At 61.2% G+C, this 20,718-nt stretch carries 19 protein-coding genes; 13 read left to right on the top strand and 6 right to left on the bottom strand.

Going from position 1 to position 20,718, the window contains the following annotated elements:
* Positions 1–192 precede the first annotated feature (192 nt).
* The 9 genes from NKI88_RS30460 to nolL all read left to right on the top strand — a co-directional run bounded on the left by NKI88_RS30460 (position 193) and on the right by nolL (position 10,289).
* Entirely contained in the window at positions 193–1,155 is a 963-nt protein-coding gene (locus NKI88_RS30460) for an ArdC family protein (protein WP_352659091.1), read from the top strand.
* Between the two features lie 248 nt (positions 1,156–1,403).
* Positions 1,404–1,823, top strand: a complete 420-nt coding sequence (locus NKI88_RS30455; RefSeq protein ID WP_352659089.1) for a DUF2958 domain-containing protein — start codon at positions 1,404–1,406, stop codon at positions 1,821–1,823.
* 78 nt (positions 1,824–1,901) lie between these two features.
* Positions 1,902–3,623 (top strand): ParB/RepB/Spo0J family partition protein, encoded by a 1,722-nt coding sequence (locus tag NKI88_RS30450; protein WP_352659087.1) that lies wholly within the window; start codon positions 1,902–1,904, stop codon positions 3,621–3,623.
* A 546-nt stretch (positions 3,624–4,169) separates the two neighbouring features.
* On the top strand, positions 4,170–4,493 hold the full coding sequence (locus tag NKI88_RS30445; RefSeq protein WP_023747246.1) for a DUF736 domain-containing protein: 324 nt from the start codon (positions 4,170–4,172) through the stop codon (positions 4,491–4,493).
* Between the two features lie 170 nt (positions 4,494–4,663).
* Entirely contained in the window at positions 4,664–4,933 is a 270-nt protein-coding gene (locus tag NKI88_RS30440) for a helix-turn-helix transcriptional regulator (protein ID WP_023672373.1), read from the top strand.
* Entirely contained in the window at positions 4,930–5,478 is a 549-nt protein-coding gene (locus NKI88_RS30435; RefSeq protein ID WP_352447881.1) for a S26 family signal peptidase, read from the top strand. Before NKI88_RS30440 ends, NKI88_RS30435 begins: the two co-directional genes overlap by 4 nt.
* A complete protein-coding gene (locus NKI88_RS30430) occupies positions 5,466–6,152 on the top strand; it encodes a lytic transglycosylase domain-containing protein (protein WP_023746206.1) in 687 nt (228 codons plus the stop codon). The genes NKI88_RS30435 and NKI88_RS30430 overlap by 13 nt, the downstream gene beginning before the upstream one ends.
* A 185-nt stretch (positions 6,153–6,337) precedes the next feature.
* Positions 6,338–8,305 (top strand): relaxase/mobilization nuclease RlxS, encoded by a 1,968-nt coding sequence (rlxS, locus tag NKI88_RS30425; RefSeq protein ID WP_352447879.1) that lies wholly within the window; start codon positions 6,338–6,340, stop codon positions 8,303–8,305.
* Positions 8,306–9,221: 916 nt separating this feature from the next.
* Positions 9,222–10,289, top strand: coding sequence for a nodulation factor fucose acetyltransferase NolL (gene nolL, locus NKI88_RS30420; protein ID WP_352562164.1), 1,068 nt, complete (start codon positions 9,222–9,224; stop codon positions 10,287–10,289).
* Between the two features lie 410 nt (positions 10,290–10,699).
* Here nolL and NKI88_RS30415 read toward each other — a convergent pair whose 3' ends face one another.
* Both NKI88_RS30415 and NKI88_RS30410 read right to left on the bottom strand, forming a co-directional pair.
* On the bottom strand, positions 10,700–12,346 hold the full coding sequence (locus tag NKI88_RS30415; protein WP_352447877.1) for an MFS transporter: 1,647 nt from the start codon (positions 12,344–12,346) through the stop codon (positions 10,700–10,702).
* Positions 12,347–12,864: 518 nt separating this feature from the next.
* Positions 12,865–14,010: a trans-sulfuration enzyme family protein gene (locus NKI88_RS30410; protein WP_352447876.1), complete on the bottom strand. Its 1,146-nt coding sequence runs from the start codon at positions 14,008–14,010 to the stop codon at positions 12,865–12,867.
* Positions 14,011–14,259: 249 nt separating this feature from the next.
* Here NKI88_RS30410 and NKI88_RS30405 point away from each other — a divergent pair, with 249 nt between their 5' ends.
* Complete coding sequence (locus NKI88_RS30405) at positions 14,260–15,462, top strand: cytochrome P450 (protein WP_023714170.1); 1,203 nt, start codon at positions 14,260–14,262, stop codon at positions 15,460–15,462.
* Between the two features lie 9 nt (positions 15,463–15,471).
* Here the strand turns inward: NKI88_RS30405 and NKI88_RS30400 are convergent, their stop codons facing one another.
* From NKI88_RS30400 to NKI88_RS30390, 3 genes are read right to left on the bottom strand one after another with little or no spacing between them, the layout of a single operon-like run.
* Positions 15,472–16,260: a Stf0 family sulfotransferase gene (locus tag NKI88_RS30400; RefSeq protein ID WP_352659083.1), complete on the bottom strand. Its 789-nt coding sequence runs from the start codon at positions 16,258–16,260 to the stop codon at positions 15,472–15,474.
* Between the two features lie 34 nt (positions 16,261–16,294).
* Positions 16,295–17,161 (bottom strand): alpha/beta fold hydrolase, encoded by an 867-nt coding sequence (locus tag NKI88_RS30395; protein WP_352659081.1) that lies wholly within the window; start codon positions 17,159–17,161, stop codon positions 16,295–16,297.
* On the bottom strand, positions 17,161–17,592 hold the full coding sequence (locus NKI88_RS30390; protein ID WP_023672793.1) for a hypothetical protein: 432 nt from the start codon (positions 17,590–17,592) through the stop codon (positions 17,161–17,163). Before NKI88_RS30390 ends, NKI88_RS30395 begins: the two co-directional genes overlap by 1 nt.
* Before the next feature lie 206 nt (positions 17,593–17,798).
* Between NKI88_RS30390 and sseA the strand changes: the two genes are divergently transcribed.
* From sseA to NKI88_RS30375, 3 genes are all read left to right on the top strand, one after another.
* Positions 17,799–18,650 carry a 3-mercaptopyruvate sulfurtransferase gene (sseA, locus tag NKI88_RS30385; RefSeq protein ID WP_352659079.1) on the top strand — a complete coding sequence of 284 codons (852 nt, stop codon included), beginning with the start codon at positions 17,799–17,801 and terminating at the stop codon, positions 18,648–18,650.
* Positions 18,651–18,655: 5 nt separating this feature from the next.
* Complete coding sequence (locus NKI88_RS30380; protein WP_352659077.1) at positions 18,656–19,219, top strand: GNAT family N-acetyltransferase; 564 nt, start codon at positions 18,656–18,658, stop codon at positions 19,217–19,219.
* Positions 19,220–19,391: 172 nt separating this feature from the next.
* A complete protein-coding gene (locus tag NKI88_RS30375; RefSeq protein ID WP_023706533.1) occupies positions 19,392–19,859 on the top strand; it encodes a DUF1203 domain-containing protein in 468 nt (155 codons plus the stop codon).
* Between the two features lie 389 nt (positions 19,860–20,248).
* Here the strand turns inward: NKI88_RS30375 and NKI88_RS30370 are convergent.
* On the bottom strand, positions 20,249–20,718 hold a 470-nt coding region (locus tag NKI88_RS30370; protein WP_502909508.1), incomplete at its 5' end, for an alanine dehydrogenase.

Here is a 20,718-nt window from a genome sequence, read left to right as displayed (position 1 = left end):
GCGGGGTGGGCGGCACTCCCTTCTAGGCCCGCCGCGGCAGCCCGCAACCCTTCGCGTGCCGCGCAGGGTCCTCCTCTTCGTTCCGGTCCTTCGGATGCGGTCCGCCTACCACGGCGGGCCTTTCCGGTCGCGACTCGCCGCCCACCCCGCTTCCGGGGAAAGGCGCGGCGATTGGTGAGCGGAGGATAACACATGCGTGCAAACAGCAAGCGTACCACCAGCACAGAGGCTGGCGCAGGCAAGGGCAGGCGCCCGGGCGCCAGCCTCTATCAGGAGATCACCGACCGCATCATTGCCGAACTGGAGCGCGGTACCGTGCCATGGGTCAAGCCATGGGGCAGCGCAAAAGCAGGCCTTGGCCTGCCGAGGAATGCGTCCACGGGGCGCACCTATTCCGGCATCAATATCCTCATCCTGTGGGGTGCCGTCATCGAGCGCAGCTATCCCAGCCAGAACTGGCTGACCTTCCGGCAGGCGCTTGCCCATGGCGGCAACGTCAGGAAGGGCGAGCGCGGCACGACCATCGTGCATGCCGACCGCTTTGTCCCCAAGGACGAGAAGGAGCGCGCTCGCCACGAGGGCGATGAACCACTGGCGGTGCCTTTTTTGAAGCGCTTCACGGTCTTCAATGTCGCGCAGTGCGATAATCTTCCGGAAGAGCTCCATGCCGCCGCCGAGCCTCTGCCTCAGTGCGAGATCGTGCCGCAGGCCGAGACGCTCATTCGCGCCAGCGGTGCGGATTTCAGGGTCGGCGGCGATCGCGCTTTCTACATGCCGGGCAGCGACCACATTCAGGTACCGCCGCAGCCGGCGTTCCATCAGCAGATCGACTATTACCGAACCTGCTTTCACGAGCTTGGCCACTGGACCGGCCACCCGACGCGGCTTGCTCGCGAACTCTCCGGCTCGTTCGGCTCCAAGGCCTACGCGCGTGAAGAATTGGTCGCCGAAATCGCTGCCGCCTTCGTCTGCGGCAATCTCGGTATCGAGCCGACCGTGCGTCACGCCGATTACATCGGCTCATGGCTGAAGGTGCTGCGCGAGGACAACCGCGCCATCTTCCGTGCCGCCAGCCTCGCCTCGAAGGCCGCCGATTTCCTGCTTGGCCTTCAGGCCGATGCCGAAGGCGAGGCGCAAGAAGGGATTGCGGCATGACGATGCGCGATCCTCAACTGGCCGCGACCGAGCCGACGCCGCAAAGGAGCAGATGCTCATTCCTGGCGTCCAGCCCATCACCACGCGGGCAAACCCTCCTGATGGACGCGCCGATGTGTCCGCGCGCGGCGCAAAGCTGCTCGAAGTCGGCCTCTTAATGGTGAGGCGGATCAGAGGAAGGTCCAGGGAGCCTTTCTCCCGCCGGACGCAAGAAATCAACGCGACCCGTTCTGACAAGGAGTCTTTCCATGATCCTGATCACCAATCCACTGCGCGCACGACTGCTCGCCCATGGCGCCGCCGGCGCCGACATCGACCATTTTCCCGTTGTGAAACTGTTTAATCCGACAGGTGCCGCGACCTGGCTTCTGAGCGAACTCGACGCCGATGGCGACACTCTGTTCGGTCTTTGCGATCTCGGCTTCGGCTTCCCCGAACTTGGCAGCGTCAGTCTGGCCGAGCTTGCATCCGTAAAAGGTCCGCTTGGCCTCGGCATAGAGCGCGGCCTGCATTTCCAAGCGCGCTTTCCGCTCTCCGTCTATGCCGAAGCCGCCCGCATTTGCGGCCACGTCACCGAGGCCGAGCGACTGCTGCGGCAGGCAGCAGACGCCCTATCAAAGCCCCATTCCGAGCTTCCGCCCGACACGGCGGAACAGCAGCGCCGATAGGCGCAAAAACGTCCCGCCGCGCCGGCCTTCGGCCTCTGCGGCGGGGACAACCTTATCCAAAGCAAAAGGAGAGTAACCATGCAGCTTGCCCACATTCCCTTGGATCAGCTCAACATTTCCGCGCTCAACATGCGCCATGGAAAACGCGCGCCCGACATATCCGACATCCTGCCCTCCGTGCGTGCGCGCGGCGTGCTGGTGCCACTCCTTGTGCGGCCGAACGGCCAGCCGGAAACCTTCGAGATCGTCGCCGGCAGGCGGCGCTATTTCGCCGCGAAATCGCTTGCCGACGAGCGCGGCGAAGGCGATCCCTTGCCCTGCGCCATCATGGAGGACGGTGACGACGCCGATGCGCTGGAAGCTTCGCTGATCGAAAACCTCGCCCGCCTCGATCCTGACGAAGTATCGCAATGGGAGACGTTTTCGCGGCTTGTCAGGCAAGGCCGCACCGTTCCCGACATCGCTGTGACCTTCGGCATCACTGATCTCAAGGTCAAACGCATTCTGGCGCTTGGCGACCTGTTGCCCAAAATCCGCGAAGCCTATCGGCGCGAGGAGATCGATACCGAGACGGTGCGCCATCTCACCATGGCTTCCAAGGCGCAGCAGAAGGACTGGCTGGCACTCTGTGCCGATCCCGATCAATACGCGCCGCGTGGCTATCAATTGAAGCAATGGCTGTTCGGCGGCCAGTCGATTTCCACCAAGGTGGCGCTGTTTGCCATCGAGGAGTATCCCGGCCTGATCACCTCGGACCTGTTCGGCGAGGACAGCTATTTCGCCGATGCCGACCTGTTCTGGCAAAAGCAGAACGAAGCGATTGCCACCAAACGCGACACCTATCTAAACGAGGGCTGGAGCGAGGTTGTGCTGCTGGAACCCGGCCAGTATTTCCACGCATGGGACCACGAGAAGACCCCGAAGAAGAAGGGCGGCAAGATAGTCATCACTGTCTCGCATCGCGGCGAGGTCGAGTGTCACGAGGGCTGGCTGTCACGCAAGGAAGCCCGCCGCGCCCGCGAGGGCGGCGAGCAAGAAGAAACAGCCGCCAAGCTGCCGCGCCCCGAAGTCACCGGCCCGATGCAGAACTATATCGATCTGCATCGCCATGCCGCCGTGCGCGCGGCCATGCTCGACCATCCCGCCGTGGCGCTGCGCCTCGTGGTGGCGCACGCCATCACCGGTTCGGGCCTGTGGCAGGTGCGGCCCGAGCCGCAGCGCGCAGCCAACGAGACGGTGACTGCCAGCCTTGCCGGCTGCAAGGCTGAAGCCGCATTCGGCAAAAAGCGGCGCGAGGTATTGGCCCTGCTCGGATCACCGGATGAGGATAGCTTGGTCGCAGGCGGCAATGGCGACGCCGTTGCTATCGCCGGCGTGTTCGCGCGCCTCTTGGCGCTCTGCGACGACGATGTCATGCGCGTTCTCACCCTTGTCATGGCCGAGACGCTTGCAGCCGGCAGCGCCGTCATCGAGGCGCTCGGCAACCACCTGAACGTCGACATGGGCATATGGTGGCAACCGGACGATGCCTTCTTCGACCTCTTGCGCGACAAGGAAATCGCCCATTCGATGCTGGCCGACGTCGGCGGCAAGCTGGTCGCGGACGGCAATGTCGCCGAGAAGGTCAAGACGCAAAAGAACATCATCCGCGACTTCCTGGCGGGCGAGAATGGCCGCCCCAGGGTCGAGACCTGGCTGCCGCGCTGGATGAAATTCCCGGCCGAAAGCTACACCAGCCGCGGCGGCTTCCGCACCGCCGATCAGTGGACACAGGTGCAGCCGCTGTTCGTGCGCGAATAGTCGATCAGGGCCCGAGCGGCGGTTCTCTCGATTACCGCCGCTCAGGTCGCGCGCGCCGCTACGGGCCACGCCGGCTGCCGATTGGGAGTCTTGTCGAGCCAGTGCCGCGCGCGAGAAATTCCGACGCCAGTTCGCCCCATTTCGGCCGCCCCGCACCGCGCCGGGTTGCTTGCTGAGGCGCCAAAGGCGCATGGGGCCAATTGTCCGATCCGGTTGCCGACAGAGCCCGCGCAGCCGGCGCTCTGCATTGCCGCCGGCTTCTTGTGTCACCGATCGCGCCACCTGTCTCCATTGTGTCTCAGGGACCATTCCCCTGCGGCTGGCTGTCGACCTATGGGCGGATCCGGCCCGCCCGAAACCCTCGCCGGCAGCTTTTTTCCCCGCCGCCTGCGGCGGCTTCCTCGCGCCGCTTCGCTTCAAAAAAGCTGCCCGCGCGGGTCCTCCGCTATCGCTGCGGCCGTCCCGGTTCCGGCGGTCCGGACGCGCCCATCACGGTCCGCCATCGCAGGGGAATGGTCCCCTGTGAGCACCAAGAGGAGACTGGAAATGACCGCGATCGGATACGTCACCAAACAGGAAAACGGCGGCTACAAGGGCCAGCTCAAGACGCTCAGCGTCCGCGCCGACATCGATATCGTGCCCAATCAGGCAAAGAGCGCCGACACCCATCCCGACTTCCGGGTGCTGACGCAAGGGATCGAAGTGGGTGCGGGCTGGATCCGCACCGGCGAGACCTCCGGCAAGGACTATGTGAGCCTGTCGATTGCCGCCCCCGAGTTTGGCCCCCGCAAGCTCTACGCCAATCTCGGCCGCGCCGCCGGCCAGGATGACGACGACACTTACGCCATCATTTGGAACCCGGTCGACTGACCGGCCGATCCGGAAAGCCCCGCGCCGCCACCGGCGCGGGGCCTCTCTCAGGACTCGTGAGGCCGCCGGAGGGGGCGGCGAAAACTCGCCTCCCACTCTTCGCCCGTCCCCAAAACGATCTCGCTCGCCGATCCTCGCCTTGGCTTGTCCGTAGCGAAACGAGGATCATCATGGACGACGAAAACGAACGCGCAGCCCGCGCCAAGAAGGGCAGTCCGTTTCTCAATACCGCGCAGGCGGCCTTCTATATCGGGCTGTCCCAGCGCACGCTGGAGAAGATGCGCCTCAAAGGCGGCGGCCCGCAATTCCGCAAGCACGGCCGCTATGTCCGCTATCACATCGACGAACTCGACGATTGGTCGAAGGGGCACGCGCAGGAGACCGGGCCCGAGGACGGCGGGCACGATTCCGGCTCGGCCGGCGAGGGAGGCCGCTCATGAGCCGGCGTCCCACCATCCATCTGATCGGCAGCCATCTGCGGCGCATTCGGGCGCGCAAGACGATCGCCATGGCCACGATGGGCCTTGCCCTGATCGGCTTCGCCGCCTTCGGCAAACCATCGCCCTGGCTGGTCTGGAACGCCTCGGCGAGTGCGCCGGTCGGCCTCTATCGCGTCGCGTCCGGATCGCCGGCTCTTGGTGATCTCGTACTCGTCCGCCCGCCAAAACCGGTCGTCGATCTGGCCGCCGAACGCTTCTATCTGCCCAGCAACGTGCCGCTGGTCAAGCACCTTGCCGCGCTGGCTGGCGAGCATGTCTGCGCCTTCGGCGACGCCATCATCATCGGCGGCGAGATTGTCGCGCGCCGGCTTGCAACCGACACGCAGCACCGTCCGCTGCCATGGTGGAATGCCTGCCGAAAGCTCGCCGATGCCGAGGTTTTCCTACTCGGCAGCGATAAAAATCGCTCGTTCGACAGCCGCTATTTCGGGCCGGTGCCGACCGAAAATATCATCGGGAGGCTCGTGCCGCTATGGACCGAGTGACCCTCCTGATGCTGGGCATGGTGTCTCTCGCACCATGCTCCTGTTCCGCCGCGACCAACACGAAGCCGGTCGTCATCTCCCATAGTCCGCAGCTTGCAAGATGGCAGCCCTTCGTAGCCGAAGCAAGCCGGCGTTTCAGCATTCCACAGACTTGGATTTATGCCGTCATGGATGCCGAAAGCCGGGGGCAGACAAGGCTCAATGGACGGCCGGTCACGTCGACCGCCGGTGCCATTGGCCTGATGCAGGTGATGCCAGGCACCTACGAGGAGTTGCGCGCAGAGCTTGGCCTGGGAGCCGCCCCGCACGACCCTCGCGACAACATTCTGGCAGGCACTGCCTATCTGCGCGCCATGTATGACCGCTTCGGATTTCCAGGCCTGTTTGCAGCCTATAACGCCGGGCCGGAGCGCTACGAACAGCATTTGCAGCGTGGGCGGCCACTGCCCAGCGAGACGGTTTCGTATCTGGAAGAAGTCAAGGCGGCGGGCATTTCGGCCGCCGATATGGACGCGCTCACCGACAAATCCCGTTCCAAAAGCGCGCCGGGAATCCCTTCCGGGCAGTCGCTGTTTTTCCTCCGAAACGGTGTTTCCGTGACCGGCCCGAATGGCCACCTCCTGGTGCCGCTCGGATCGGAGCGAGCAAGGTCAGGCCGGCCGGATCGCAGGTGAGGGCAGCGGCTACCGCGGTTCGGGCGGGGGGCAGGGAGGCAGTCCGCGGAAGGCAAGATAAAGGCATCGCCTCCTGAGGCGGCGAAGTGTTTGTCTGCACATCCTTTTCCCGGGAGGTTGCCTGCGGGTCCAGGAGGGTCTGGCGCCCAAGCCTCTGATTTTGCTGCTGGTTCATCGGAGGCCGCATGCAGGATGACGAATTCACGCCGAGGCTCGGCAAAATTGGCTCGCGCGGCTCGAAGGCGGGCAAACGCTACGCTGGCCAGGTCCAGGCCGCGGTCAACCGAGCAGGCGGCAGGAGCGGACGCGGCAGCCGTTTCATCGGAAGCCGGGTGGGGCGCGGCGGGGCTGCTGCCGCCGTTCTTAGAGCACGCGACCGCCACGCGGCGTTTCGGCAGCGGCGCGCAGTCGTCAAGGCACGCATCGTCAAGCTGGCCGGCAAGGGAGTCGACGGAGCTCGTGCGCACCTCCGCTACCTCCAGCGCGACGGCGTCACCCGGGAAGGCGAGCGTGGCGAGCTCTACGCTGCCGACAAAGACCACGCGGACGGCAGGGCCTTTCTCGATCGCGCGAACGGTGACCGTCATCAGTTCCGCTTCATCGTCGCCCCTGAAGACGGTATCGAGTATGATGACCTGAAGCTGCTCACCCGGCGCCTCATGGCGCAAATGGAAGAAGACCTCGGCACCAGGCTAGACTGGGTGGCCGTCGACCATTTCAACACCGGCCATCCTCACACCCACATCATCGTGCGCGGCAGGGACGATCACGGCGAAAACCTCGTCATCGCGCGGGACTACATCTCCTCTGGCCTGCGCGAGCGCGCAGCCGAACTGGTTAGCCTCGACCTTGGCCCGCGCACCGACCGCGAGATCGAGCAGCGCTTGCGCCAGGAGATGGAGCAGGAACGCTTCACCAGCATCGACCGGCAGCTGATGCGCATGCGCGACGAGGGGCATGTCTCACCAGCCAGCCGAGACACCTTTCGCCAGGCGCTGCTCCAGGGCCGCCTGCGCAAGCTCGAGCGGATGGGCCTCGCCGAGGAGATGCCTTCGGGTCGCTGGCGCCTGGAGGATGATCTCGAAGCCACGCTACGCCGCATCGGCGAGCGCGGCGACATTGTCAAGACCATCCATCGCGAGCTGACCGGCAAGGGGCTCGTCCGCAGTGCCGCCGACTATCTTATCCACGATCGATCCGACGGGTCGGCCCAAACCGTGGTCGGACGTGTCGTCGGGCGCGGGCTGGCCGACGAAATCACTGACCGCCATTACCTCGTCGTCGACGGCGTGGACGGCAAAAGCCACTATTTTGATATCGGCAAAGGCGAGGCCACCCAACCGACACCAGAAGGCTGCATAGTGCGGATCAGGCCGAGGGACACCGGGCCAAGAAAAGTCGACCGCACAATTGCCGGCATCGCCACGGTCAACGACGGGCGCTACAGCATCGATATCCATCTCAAGCATGACCCCTCGGCCACCGAACGCTTTGCCGAAACGCACGTGCGGCGACTGGAGGCGATCCGCCGTGCGACCGGTGGCGTCGAGCGCGAGCCGGACGGCACATGGACAGTCGCGCCCGACCATCTCAACCGCGTCGCGGATTACGAGCGTCAACGAGCGAGGGCCCAGCCTGTTGTCGTCGACAAGCTCTCATCAATGCCGCTGGAGAGCCAAGTAGGCTTTGACGGCGCCACCTGGATCGACCAGGAGCTGGTATCAGCCCACCCTGAGTCCTTGCGCGACTCTGGCTTCGGTCGAGAAGTACGTCAGGTCCAGGCCCGCCGACAGCAGTGGCTGATCGCGCAAGGTCTTGCCCGTGATGCGCAGGATCGGGTCATCTATCGCGCCAACATGCTTTCAATGCTGCGCCAACGAGAGCTGAACCGTGTTGCCAGTCAGCTCTCGGACGAACTCGGGCTCTCGTATTCTGAAGCGCAGCATGGCAATCGAATAGACGGTACGCTGCGCCGCTGCGTCGAGCTCGCCGGCGGAAAATACGGTGTCATCGAGAAATCGCGCGAGTTCACGCTGGTGCCTTGGCGGCCGGTGCTTGAGCATCATATCGGCAAGGAGGTGTCTGGCGTGGTGCGCGCCGAGGGGATTTCCTGGACGATCGGACGCCAGAGGAGCGGGCCCGGCGTTTCGTGAACTGGCTACAATTTATTTGTCCGCGTTGAAACAGGTACTCAGCCCGAGACGGAGTTCCTCCGCCTGCTGCTTGCTCGCAGCATTCATTTGGCGGAGAGTCAGTGTTCTGCATTTTGTAGTTCGCTCTGTCAAAAAGCGCTGGGAATATGCATCATGTTCTGCGTTGACACGGAAGGCGCGCCGACAGGTGCCGCCCTGTGGTTGCGGATCGGCTCACGATGGCTGCCAGCTAGAAAGGTGGGCTGACTCGTGACAGCGCAAGAGCTGTGGCGGCCGCGGGCGAAGCGAGCTCTGGCATCGAGAGAAGCCGCACTTCCCGATCTTGTTCTACGCGCAGGACCGGCACACGCGGCGGTCGCCCCTGCGCGCAACCATGCTGTTGGCCCTGGCGTGAACTGGCAGTCCGTAGTGCGGCTCCTTGGCCAAGCTGCTCGGCACGCCTTGAGATTTGCGCCTTGCGCGGATGATACTTCCGACGGACCTCCACCCAGTCGCGCAACTCGAACCCCAGCGACTTGACTGAAGGTGCCGCACTGCGCAGGCGCCTGATGCGCATGTATCCATCGTGCGCATGCCTTCCATTAACACAATGGATTTTACCGATTGCCGAGAATAGCAGATATGAAAAGCCAGCCCGAGGAATAGGCCTCCCGAGCGAGCTGTGTCTCGCCGACCCTGTCAACCGTACGGTTCGTATGGGAGGCTTGTGGACCGACCGGGGCCACATGACCCAGTCCAGCCGGCAACAGGCCGCGTTTTAGGTCCTAGGACAGGCCTGGGTCCGCTCCTGTCGTGCTGCGGCCTCTCCACTCCTGGCTGCATTGAGGTCCGGAATCAGAATGGGAATCCAAAGTTCCGTGCGCGAACCATACCAGAACCAAGCGGGATCAATAACGGCGGTATGGCTGGAGGTCTAATGCACAATCACGTAACCGTCGGTTCGAAGGGGAGCGACTCGCGCCAAGACGGGGCAAAGGTTAGGGACGTGACCTTCGACTTCGCCAAAGGCGTACTAATTATCTTAGTGATAGTTGGGCATTTGTTACAATATGTTATATATAGCGGTACAGAAGATTATTGGCTATCGCCTTATTTCAAGGCGATCTACATGTTTCACATGCCTCTGTTTATGGCGATAAGTGGCTATCTTTCTTCGCGAGCGATTCTGCGAAAATCCTTTTCTCAAGGTGTCATTGATCGAGCAGTGCAGCTAGTATTGCCGATGTTTTTTTGGTGTGCCTTGATCTGGCTTTCCAAGGCCGCCTTGATGACTTCTGCGGACAGTTTAAGCGGTGTAATGCTGGATTTCTTCGGGGAGTTCATCGGCACCTACTGGTTCCTCTGGGCAGCTTTCGCGTCCTTCTGCGCTATTAAACTACTCACGTCTTTCAATGGCTTGTCGCTGTGGATCGTAGGCGCATCTGCAATTGCAGTCGCATTCGCGCCCGTCCCGTGGTCAATAGCCCCGTTGGTACGATACACATACCCCTTCTATTGTTTGGGGTTTTTGTTTGCTCAGCCGATCGGATGGCAGGCAGCTAGGCGCCACAAGGCTGTTTTTGTGGTGTTCCTTTCGATGGTTGCGTTCATGTGCTTTCTTGTTTGGGGAAGGGAGACTTACGTCTACAATAATCTCGTTTTGATCTACGATGGAGAGTCGGCGAGACAAGTGTTGCTGATGTTCATTGGCTCCGTAGCAACTTCTGCAGTCGCAATGCAGCTTATGTTCCTATGCTGGAGAGTTGGCCATTTAACTCGCGTAGCTCGCTTTATTGCGGTGGAGCTTGGTCAGAGCACACTGCTGCTTTACCTGCTTCAGGGCGCCGTGTTTCGCTTCATGGATCTGATAGGGTTCGGAGAGCTTTGGGACCTCCCGAGCAGAATCGGGTTTGCCACTTTGCTTGGTGCCGCGATCGTCGTCTCCGCAATTATAATTCGCAGGATTGCGCGTGACCACGGATGGTTGTCGCGCGGCTACGCTTAATATGTGACGATGCACGCGCCTTGTAGGCAATTGTTGCGGCCGCCCACGGCCGACATGAACGTGCTTGGCCGCACGTTTTCTAAGTGAGGCGGAAAGGGGCGCGCGGCCCCTCTCCCCAGCGACCCGCCTTGCGGATTCCTCCTCTGCCCGCTTCGCAAACGGGATACCCCTCTCCGCCCCCTGCTCTTCGTTGCCCGCCGCTATGCAAAGGAGAGGCGACCTGAATCCGTGCTCAAGCCGATCTGGCGGCAGAGGGGCGTGGCGGGCTGAACATGGGACCCGTGATGGACATAAACGCCATGCGAATCCTCATGCTCCCCTAACCGGCCGGACGATTTGCAATCCGGGCAGGCTCAACAAATTAAGGAGTAGCTCGTTCCGTGTCCAAGCCCAGACAAGTCTTGGTTTTCTCACGGGCGCGATACAAAAGGCACAGGCTGGACTTGGCTGCCGGAGGCGGGGCTTGTCGACCGCTCGATTGAAAGTGAGATGCGAGGCGGAGAATCCCCCATGTGCAGAGCGGCAAGGCGCTCGCCCACCTCCCGGTCATTCACCGTTAGCCGATGGTTTAAACGAAGATAGTCCGTCCATGTCGGCGTGCGGAATGTCTCGGTCCAAAGCGTCGCCTTCTGAAGGTCGCGCTGGAGGGTCCAGTCCCGCGCACCGGCGCGGCTCTGAACGCGCCGCCTTTCGCGCATGCAACTCAGAAATTCATCGATACTCTCTTCGAGTATCGAGTACTCCACCTTGACCACGATCGGACCGCTCCTGGGCCTCAAAGGGAGGGCCAGTTCTGGTGGCCTGAAGTCGACGGCCGCTTGATCCGATTCCTCCCATAGCCGCACCGGCAATAGCTTTCCCACAGCCGCAGCCAGCAACAGTGCCGCTGCAGCACCTTCCAAAGCCCACGTCAGCGAATAGTACTGCGCAACAGCACCCCAGATCCAGCTGCCCGCTGCCATGCCGCCGTAGGTAAGGGCGTAATAGATGGACAGGGTGCGACCAACGACCCACCTTGGGCTTGCCAACTGCACACACACGTCGGTTCCGGTCCAGGTGACAACCCAGCCAGCGCCACCGATTGCAAGCGCGATCGCCGCCACAGCCACCGACGATGTGAGGGCCATCAAAAGGCAGCACGTTGCGCAAGCAACGGATGCGAGCGTGATCAATCGGTTCTGGGACGTAATGCGTCTCAAGTAGCTGCTGCCAATGCCGGCTATGAAGGCGCCTGTGCCGAAGCCAGCCAATAGCACGCCGTACACAATTGGCCCTCCCGCCAGCTGGTCGCGAACCAGGAGGGGGAGCAGAGCAAGAATCGAGATGCTTGACAGCCCGAACAGGGTTGCACGCACGATCGCCACTCTGATCTCTGAGGATATTGCTGTGAATCGCATCCCATCATGAATGGCCGTAGCCATCCGCTCGCGCGGAAGAGGCGAAGAGCGAACTTGCCACTTTGAGCGCAGAACAGCGCTCAACGGGACCAGGTCACTCAGCGCAGCGAGGGCGAAAGCCGTAAGGGGGCCCAGCAAAGCTAAGATTACACCGCCCAGCGCCGGTCCTATGCTCCGAACCACGTTGTACCCCACCGACATCAGCGTCACTGCAGCGGGTATGTCGCGCTTTTCCAGGATATCGCCTACCGACGCGTGCCATGCTGGGTCGTTCAAGGCAAAGCCGGATCCGGCCAAGAAACTCAGTCCCAGGATCAGCCATGGACTAACAAAGCCCAGTCCCACAGCGAGTGCCAGCGCCGTGGATGCCAGTGCGATAAGGCAGTGTCCGGCAAGCATCACGCCGCGGCGGCTGAAGCTGTCTGCAATGGCTCCAGCAAGGATCGACAAGAAGAACGCGGGCAGTGTCGATGCAGCCTGTACGAGCGCAACCATTAGATCGGAGGCTGAAATCGTCGCCATGAGCCAGCTTATGGCCACGCTCTGCACCAGCCAGCCAAGGCTGGATATCTGCGTGGCTGTCCAGATAGAACGAAAGACTGGGTTGTGAAGAGGGATCAGTGTGTTTGCCGCAAAGCGCGGAGGATCTTGACGCAGCATCACTTCTCACCTCCACTGGATGTCGTTCTTCCGCTCATTTGCTTGCAGCGGTGCGCTCTCTGCACAGCCCCAACGAAGGTCCGAGATCGCGCTCGCAACAAGGACAATGTGGCATCCACGGTGCTGATGCGCGTTGAGGTACCAACCTGGCCGTTAGCTGATGGGTCCCGCAGCCCGCTGGGTGCGGTCAGTTCTGCCCTGCGACTCTTGGCTTGGGAGGGTGCTAGCGCCCCGATGGCCGGCTTGTCAAACTGCCGTAGTGCCAGCACATCCATCCCATCTGTTGACCGCGATCTCCGACGAGGTCGAGCAGCAGTAGGTCAACGGCGAATCTGGGTATTTGCGCTTCCGGTCGAGGCGTGGCCATCGTCCGGAAACCCGAAGAGTTCATGACCCAGGCGACCACACGCCCGCGACACGGCGGTAGCGGTTCACCAGAGGACCTGCGTTCTACTCAGCAGGAACATTGTTCTACCGATCGTCGGCTGCGCCAGCCGCCACGTAAAGCGTCGCCATCGTCATTGGACTCCCGCTTTGCAGGTTTCGCCTAGGGCCTGCATCAGGTCATCGATAATGTCCTGAGGATGTTCAAGCCCTACAGAAATTCGCAGCAATCCGGCTGGCGCTTTGGACTTCGCACCTTCAACGGATGCGCGATGCTCTATCAGAGAATGCGTCCCGCCAAGGCTTGTCGCCCGGACAACAATCTTCAGGCGGCCGGCCACGGCCATTGCAGCATCGGCTCCGCCCTCGACGATAAAGGATAGCATCGCTCCGTAATGGCTCATTTGGCGCGTAGCAAGATGGTGTCCCGGATCAGTTTGCAAACCAGGAAAGAGCACTTTTTCGACGCGCGGATGAGACGCCAGGGCCTCGGCCACTTTCTGGGCGCCTTCGCAATGGGCGCGCATGCGGACCGGCAATGTCTGCAGGCCCCGCAACGCCAGCCAGCAGTCGAAGGGCGCTGCGACGCTGCCCTTGTGTTTCTGGACCATCCGCAATGGGCGACCGAGGGGTGACGCGTTTGGGACAATGACGACACCGGCCATCAAATCCGAGTGGCCGCCAATATACTTTGTCGCCGAGTGCATGACCGCGTCTGCCCCGACTTCGAGTGGCAGTTGAAGCACTGGGGTGGCCCACGTATTGTCCACCACCGCCAAGGCGTCTGCCTCGTGCGCGATTGCGCAGATGGCCGCAATGTCTACAACGCGGATCATCGGGTTTGACGGCGTCTCGACCCAGACGAGGCCAGTCCGCTTCGATGTCACTGCGGCGCGCAAAGCGTCCAAATCGCGCATGTCGACGGCGGCAAAGTCGAAGCGAGACCCAATGTCGGTCTCTTCGATCAGCGAACGAATGCCGAAATACATGTCATCTGGCAGAACGATCCGACCCCCCGACGGATGGCTCTCAAACACTGCAGCGATTGCGGCCATGCCCGACGCGAACGCGATGGCGTCTTCCCCTCCCTCAAGCGTCGCCATGGCCGCCTCGAACGCATTGCGTGTCGGATTTCCATCCCTTGTGTATTCGAAGCCGGACGGAAATGACCCGTTGGCGTCGCGTTCGAACGTCGTGCTGGTGTGCAGCGGCATGGATACGGCCCCCGTGGACGCGTCGACCCCTCGGCCGCAATGGATCGCCTTCGTCTCAAAACGCATCGATGATTTCCTCGCTACGGATTTCGCATTTTTCCCCGCCTGGAATCGAACTGAATTGACATTAGCCCACTCGCACACTACCGCAGCGGCACCTTTCGTCATAGCTGCCATAATCATTTGATCGGGCAGTGTTACGCGTTTGCCACAGAACCCGTTTTATCTCTGCGAATCGAATATGATAGCGTAGGAGTTTCTGGTCGAGATGTCGGCGCTGGCCGCCTGGTGTCTACGGCTGCGCGGGGGGCATCGATGGACGACCGGATACAAATCGAAAGCGTTCTCAACAACCTCGTCTATGCGCTTTTTGCTCATGGCGGGCAGGCGGAAACGAGTGGTCGGCCCAGCGACTTCGGCAACATGGTTGTCTTTGACAATCCGGAAGCCGTCGACACAATCGTCAAGGCGCCGGAGCTCTTTCGGAAGAACTTCTCCCTGATCTCGGCGCTCGGTTTCAGCCGTTTCAACACGAACGATCAGGATTGGTCGGTCCGGCGTACCATCACCCAGGACGTCTATTTGGCGGCCGCCAAGCCGGCGCAGCAGCATCCCGTTGCGGAAATCTTCGCCACCTGTCTGTCCAGTAGCGACGCCACGCTACCAGCCATCCAGCAAGCGTTGTTCGCCGCGTCGATGACCATATTTTACCGGGCTTTCGGCCTTGTTCCCGATATGGCGGCGACGCTGTTGCTGCTCGACAGGGTCCGCGACGTTCTGAGGCGTCTCCAATATTATTCCTGGGTGACGCCGACGACCGCCGAACGTGGGAACGCTATCCAGGACGCTCGAGCGGTGGTCGCCGATTTCGCATCGCTGCTGATGGCGGATCCCCGCGCCGCTGCGGAGATGGACCGCTTTAGAAGCGAAGCCACAGATATCGAAGGCTTCTCGCCGGTGGAGGAGTTTGTCATGAACTTCTTCGCAGGCGTCGAGACATCGGTGACGACCGCACTTTGGGTGATCGATCGACTGGGGGCAAACCAGCAGGTGCAAGACCGTATCCATGCCGAGGTTCTCTCGGGCGATGCGCAGACGCCGTATACCGATTGCATGATCAACGAAACGATGCGCTTTTTCCCTCCGATTCCGTTCCTGACCCGGGAAGTCGGTGCCGATACGGTTCTCGAAGGTCGGCGTCTCTACGCCGGGCAATTGATCATGGTGTCGATCGTCGGCGTGCACCAGAACCCGGCTTTCTGGTCAAACCCGCGTGTCTTCGATGCCAGCCGGAAGGAGTTCCTCGACAACAGCTTTGATCGGAGGGCCTTCATTCCTTTCCTCACCGGACCGCGCATGTGCGGTGGCGCACGTCTCGGCCGGCTGGAAGTTCGGGAGGCAGTCCTTGCCATTGTGCGCCAGTTTGCTTTTAGCCGGGCCGACGATGTCATCCGGTTCGACTATGCGCTGGCACTGCGCCCGGCGCAGGGTGCCTCCGTCAGTGTTTCGCGTCGATGAAACGCAGGGTCAGGCATGGTCCTGCCAAAACCGAGCGACATAGTCCCCAAATTGCCTTTTGATCATGGCCTTGAGTTCGGCATCATGCGCATAGCGCGCACCCGTCGATACGGCTTTTGATTTCAACTCGAAACCTGGGAACCAGTTGCTCATCGTGGCGGAAACGTTTTTCTGCTGGTTGGCGATGAAGTCCTCGTAGCAGACCTCAGCCACTCTGCTCTGATCAAGGGTGTTCAGGTAATTTTTCCACCTGATTTCGCTGTCGAAAATATGTTGGGCGGTATCCCTGGCAACCCTCTCGGTCAAAATTGTCACCTTGGGGATTCCAGGCAGCGTCTCCCGACTGTCGAACGGCTGGCCAGTATGGAGCATCGAAAGCAGGCTTATGGTTTGATCCACCTTGTTTCTTCTCGAGAGGAAGACATAGAACGAGTTGCCGTCGTCGTTGCCGATTGAATTGCGTGCGAATGGCAGGTTTTCAAAAAAGATCTTGGCGGCGAACACACCGTTCTCAGTCCTTTTCGCCAGGAGCTGGCGACCATAGGCCATTGCCCGCTCGTTGAGTTTTTCAAGATCAATTGTGTTGTCGGCCGACCAGCGTATCATCAGCGGCAAGGCATACTGCCACTGAAAATACTCGGTTGGGATTCCCAAGCCGAACTGTTGCAAGGTTTGGCAATAGGAATGCCCGGCCGTTCGCGGAGTGGTGCAAATCAGGATCTTGGCGGGATTTTCGGTTGAGCTTTGGCGATCATAGGTCGCCGAGATGTATTCACTGTACAAATCGTCGAAATGCATATCCGGAACCAACTCACAATCACACGCCACATTTTCAGGCCGCAGACAGGAACCCCAGGATGAGCAGAGCCTGGTCCAGCGTCATCAGCGATGGCGGATCGCCAGCATCGATGTTGTCGACAAGCCACAGATCAGGCCGTGCGAGCCGTGTGCGCTCGATGGCCTGCCGGTCGACGAATTGGCTGTCGCGGCCGTACATCAACAGAACGCGGGCGTCGATCTTGGCAGCGATTGGGAAAAGATCGTATTGGCGGCCGGTCAGTGCGCCAAAATTTCCCGTCGTTGCGGGGTCATAGGCGAGCCGGAAGCCGTCGGGACCGGCTGCGATCCGGTTCTCCACATAGCGATTGAACACTGCGTCCTCGACCGGCCCCATGAGGGATCTGGTGGTGGCCAGATAGTCCTTGGCAGCCGCACGGCTCTCAAATGTAAGCGCACTTTCCTTCATGACGTCGTCTCTCATAACGTCGACCTTAGGCCCGCCGAGCATTGGAACGTCGTTGAGAACGATTTTCGTGGCCTTGGAGCGAGTCATGTGCAGAAACAACAGCAAGATCGTGCCGCCCCACGAAGTGCCGATGAAGTGGTTCTCCGTGCCGGCGAACTCGCCAAGCGCGCGCAGGCACTTGGAATAGACGTTGATGTCGTAGCCGGAGCCCAGATAGGCGCTACGCCCGCGCCCCAACAGGTCTGGGCAGACAACCAGGAAACCATTGCGGCACAAGAATGTGGCGAGGTAGTTAAAATCGGCACCATTGCCGGTGAAGCCGTGAAGGCAGAAAACTGTGGCGTGAGGCGTGCCGGCTGGCCGCCAGATGCGCACGAACATTGCGGCATACCGGTCATCCAGCCGGATAAGTATTTCTTGCGTCAGTGCCTCGGCAGGCTTGGCCGAACTCATCAGATGTCGCGCTTGCGGACGGCACGCTTGACCGAGCCGCGGTTGTCAATGAAGTCGCGTTTCCAGAACACCGACTTGTCAAGGTTTATGAGCTTGGCGTTCTTGATAAGTGGCAGGATATGGGACGAAGACCGCGTCGCCAGCACCGTGACGGCGGTAGCGTCGCCGCCGGGAAAAGGATTGAGCGGACCGCCGTTCTTCGCCCATGCCTCCGCTATCTCGCGACTGGTCTGGATCCATCCAACGTAGGCCACGATAACGTCGTCGATCGAGCCGATCATATGTGTCTGCTGATCCATTTGATAGCGTAGCGTCTTCACCATCAAGCCGAATTCGTAACCATCGAAAGGCGGATAGTGTGCAAGAAAATTGCAAACAAGCCCGAGCGAAGCCGGATTGCTCGGAGTTCGGGAAAACAAGAGATTGCTCATGTCGAGATTTTATTGACCCCGCCCATCCCAGATCATAACCATCACTCCGTACTCGCGACGAAACACGAAAACAATCAGAATCAACACACTGCTGCGGCTGACTACGTCGTGCGCTCGCTGCGCATTCAGATTGTCGGGCCAAACAGGATCCGGAACCGAATGGCCGCCAAAATATAGTAGTCGGCCAACAAGGCAGGAGAACAACGATGGCCGATGACAGCCCTTTCACAGTCGATGCGGACTGGTTGCAGAGCCGTCTTGGCGAGCCCGGCCTGACGATCGTCGATGCATCCTGGTATCTGCCAGCGCAGAAGCGCGATGCGCGCGCCGAGTATGAGGCAGCGCATATTCCGGGTGCGCGCTTCTTCGACCAGGATGCGGCCTCGGACCCAGATGCCAAGCTGCCGCACACGCTGCCTTCGCCGCAGCATTTCGCGCAATATGTCGGCGCCATGGGTATTTCGGCCGACGACACCATCGTCGTCTATGACGGTCCGGGCTTCTTCTCGGCGCCGCGCGCCTGGTGGATGTTCCGTGTCATGGGCGTGTTCCAGGTCTATGTGCTGGATGGCGGCTTCGACCGCTGGAAGGCGGCCGGCCGGCCGGTGACGGCGGAGCCGACCAAGATCGCGCCAAACGTGTTCCACGCAGATTTCGACGCCGCCCGCGTCGCCAGCCTAGCCGACATGCGTCGCATCGTCCAAACGAAAGAAAGCCAGATTGCCGACGCCCGTGGCGCCGGCCGTTTCACCGGCACCGAGCCTGAGCCTCGCGCCGGCGTTCGCTCCGGCCACATGCCCGGCGCGCACAATTTGCCTTATTCGGCGCTGTCACAGAATGGCGCGCTGTTGTCGAAGGACCAGTTGCGCAAGGCCGTTGAGGGTGCCGGTATCGATCTGTCGAAACCGGTCGTCACCTCTTGCGGTTCCGGCATAACGGCGGCCGTCGTCACTCTGGCGCTGGAGACGCTCGGTCACACCGACAACCGGCTCTATGACGGCTCATGGACGGAATGGGGCGGGCTGGCAGACACGCCTGTGGTGACGGGCAAGGAATGATGGCGATGGAAAATGGCGCGCTGGACGACATCGAGGTTACGGTCACGTTTCTGGAAATGCATGTGCCGCCGGCCTATTCACCGCCGCTGCCCTACAACAGGCAGATCGCGCTGTTGAAGACCAAGGACATTCCGCTGCATTTCTACCGCTATCTGATGGATCGGGTGGGGCGCAAATGGCATTGGGTCAATGTGCTGCGGTTGCACGATGAAGAGCTTGCGGCCGGCATTCACCGCGAGGACCGCGACATCCGGGTGCTTTATCTTGACGGCGCGCCGGCCGGGTTCTTCGACCTCAAGCCGCATCTGCCGGAAGAGGTCGAGCTCGCTTATTTCGGCATGATGGAGCATGCGACCGGGCTAGGCATCGGCCGCTGGTTCCTGGGCGCGGCGGTCGCCGCCGCCTGGTCGTATCAGCCGAAGCGGGTGACGGTGCAGACCTGCACGCTCGACCATCCGGCTGCCTTGCCGCTCTACCAGAAGCTCGGTTTTGCGCCGGTGGCGCAAAAGAAGGAGATCGTGCATCCGCTGTCGTTCTCCGAGCGCTCGGCCAGCGTCATGAGGCCATGACATCCTAATTAGCCGGCTTGTTTGCGAGACCGACCGCCATCGCAGATTCATCGAGATTTCGATAGCACCGGCTGATGATACCCAATTGACGCTTCGATACTTGGCACGAATCGGGTGGGAAGCATCGGCTTGGATGCATAATTTCTGGTCAACGACACCGGAGATTTCTGCCATGACCATTCAGTTCAAAGCCCTGCCAACCCAGGAGGTCAGAGCCCTGCAGTTTGGAGGCCCGGATGCCTACGGCCACACGCCCGAGCGAAAGATTTCCGACGGCGACGGCATCCCTTGCCGGCACTGTCTGAAGAACATCGCCGCGGGCGACGTCTATCTCGTTCTGGCCTATCGCCCATTCCCGGATCTGCAGCCTTACGCTGAAACTGGTCCGATCTTCCTGCATGCGGAAGAATGCGAACGCGCCCCCGAGACCGAGCAGCTGCCAGAGGTGCTCGAAAGCCCCGACTACATCGTGCGTGGCTATGACGGAGATAATCGCATCGTCTACGGCAGTGGCGGCGTCATCCTGACCTCAGCAATCACGGCGCGGGCCGAAACCCTGCTCGAACGCGACGATATCGCCTACGTCCATGTCCGCTCGGCACGCAACAATTGCTATCAGTGCCGAATCGAACGTGCCTGACAAAAAAATGCCCGCCGTTGGTCTGGCGGGCAGTTGGGAACCGTGTGACGGTTTGATCCGTCAAGTTGGCACCCCTGTCTGCGCAGGTTTTTCGGATGGCTGATGTGAAACGCTTCACACAGCGCCCGCGACTATCGCCGGCACACGGTGGCGCGCCGACTGGCGGCGAACTGTCGTACTGCCGTCGCATTCATACGTTAAAAGGTGAGTGTCGATGGATTGCCGACCGCGGATGAACCGGCGGGGATCTCGATATCGAGGAAGCGGGGCTTTGGCTCCGCTTTTTTGTTGCCGGCTTTTTGCCCGCAAGAAAAAACCCACCGGGATGAGCCGGCGGGCTGACGGGAGCAAGTCTTCCCAATTTAGGTGAGATCAGGATTTAGGTGGGGTCAGGCAGCCAGAACCACTTTCGGTTCGACCAGCTCATAGCCGAGTGCTTCGGCGACGGCGCGATTGGTGATCTTGCCCCTGTGGACATTGAGGCCGTTGCGCAAATGGTGGTCGTCGACCAGTGCCTTCAGGCCCTTGTCGGCCAGCTGCAGGCCATAATGCAGCGTCGCGTTGTTGAGCGCGTGCGCCGAGGTCACCGGCACGGCGCCCGGCATGTTGGCGACGCAGTAATGGATCACGCCGTCGACCTCATAGGTCGGCTCGGCATGGGTGGTGGCGTGCGAAGTCTCGAAGCAGCCGCCCTGGTCGATAGCGACGTCGACCAGCACCGAGCCCTTCTTCATGCCCGACAGCATTTCGCGAGTGACCAGCTTGGGTGCAGCAGCACCCGGGATGAGCACGGCGCCGACGACGATGTCGGCCGAGAAGCATTCTTCCTCAAGCGCCTCGACTGTGGAGTAGCGGGTGT

It is taken from the genome of Mesorhizobium sp. M0317 (assembly GCF_040321555.1).
GTDB lineage: Bacteria > Pseudomonadota > Alphaproteobacteria > Rhizobiales > Rhizobiaceae > Mesorhizobium.
This window is presented reverse-complemented; position numbering and strand designations above follow the sequence as displayed.